Origin of the sequence: Loigolactobacillus bifermentans DSM 20003, assembly GCF_001434575.1 — a bacterium.
GTDB lineage: Bacteria > Bacillota > Bacilli > Lactobacillales > Lactobacillaceae > Loigolactobacillus > Loigolactobacillus bifermentans.
On the sequence record NZ_AZDA01000063.1, the window covers coordinates 1 to 1,478 of the forward strand.

General features: G+C 41.5%; 2 protein-coding genes. Both read left to right on the forward strand.

Annotation, left to right across the window (positions count from 1 at the left end):
* Positions 1–54: 54 nt before the first annotated feature.
* Positions 55–591 (forward strand): helix-turn-helix domain-containing protein, encoded by a 537-nt coding sequence (locus tag FC07_RS08130; RefSeq protein WP_235807480.1) that lies wholly within the window; start codon positions 55–57, stop codon positions 589–591.
* 8 nt (positions 592–599) lie between these two features.
* Complete coding sequence (locus FC07_RS08135) at positions 600–1,451, forward strand: IS3 family transposase (RefSeq protein WP_057904626.1); 852 nt, start codon at positions 600–602, stop codon at positions 1,449–1,451.
* Positions 1,452–1,478 lie beyond the last annotated feature (27 nt).

The following is a 1,478-nucleotide window of genomic DNA, read 5'->3' on the forward strand; positions in this document are numbered from 1 at the left end:
TGAAGTGCCCTACAATTGTTAGACAAGAAGTCTAATGATTGTGGGGCTTTTCTTATGACCAAATATAGCAGTGAATTTAAAGTTAGGTTTGTCTCTCGGTATCTCGAAGGTGGTATTAGCTACAGAAATCTTTGTACAGAGTTTGGAATACCTTGCACTGGAATTGTTAAAACATGGGTCAGTCAGGCTAAGATGCACGGTATTGAGTCACTGAAAGTTAAGCATACAAGCGTAGATTACTCTCAAACTTTTAAGATTGCCGTGGTAGAGTATGTGCATACACATCAAGTAAGCTGTGCGCAAACTGCAGCTCACTTTGGCATCTCTCCTAGCCAAGTCAATTCTTGGAATCGTATCGTGAGAGAACGAGGAGTGACTGGTTTGCGTGCCAAGCATAAAGGGAGACCAGCCATGGGTAAGCACAAGAAAACTAGACCAATCAAGCGCCTTGAACCAACGCAAGAGGAGAAGTATAAACAAGAAATCTTAGAGCTTAAAAGTAAGCTACACGAAGCTGAATTGGACCGTGATATTTTAAAAGCACTCGCGACCCTGATGAAGAATTCACCGAAGCGCTCTCCACGAAAGTAAAGGCCCGCATCGTAACTTCGTTAAGGTCGCAATATGATCTTAAAGAGTTGCTTAAAGTATTCCGCTTACCACGAGCGACTTATTATGATCGGCTCAAACGTGATAAGAAATCCGATAAGTATGCCAAAATCAAGGCCTTTATCAAGAAGTGTTTCTACGATTCTAAGGAAACCTATGGGTATCGACGCGTTCATGATGAAGCAGACAAAGTTGGCTTACACTATGCCGAGGAGACAATCAGACGACTAATGAGTGATATGGGATTGAAATGTGTGCTTTATTCCAAACACACTTCAAAATATCACTCTTATAAAGGTAACGTCGGTCGCATTGCGCCCAACATTTTGAAACAGAAGTTTGAAGCAACACAGCCACTCACCGTATTCCATACTGATGTGACACAAGTACGGCTGTACAATGGCGAATGGGGTTATATCTCATCGATTACAGATGAGGCTAGCCGTGAAGTGCTTGCGGCTATCGTCAGTGCCTCCCCTAATAAGGTCATGATTCAAGCATCACTTAATGAATTAGAACGGCATCTCAAAGGCGGCATTAAACCAATTCTTCATTCAGATCAAGGTTGGCAATATCAAATGACAGATTATCAACAGCGCCTCAAGGACATGAATATAACTCAGAGCATGTCACGCAAAGGAAACTGTCATGATAACGCACCTATTGAAAGTTTCTTCAGCCTTATGAAACGCGAATGCTTAAATCGGTATCAGATCAACACACTTTCAGATCTACGTAAATTGGTGAACGGCTACGTGGATTGGTTTAACAATGTCAGAATTTCAAGAAACAAAAATGGCTTGACCCCAGTAGAATACCGGGAACAAGCCATGATTGCTTAATTCAAAATCTAAATTGTCTAACTTTTC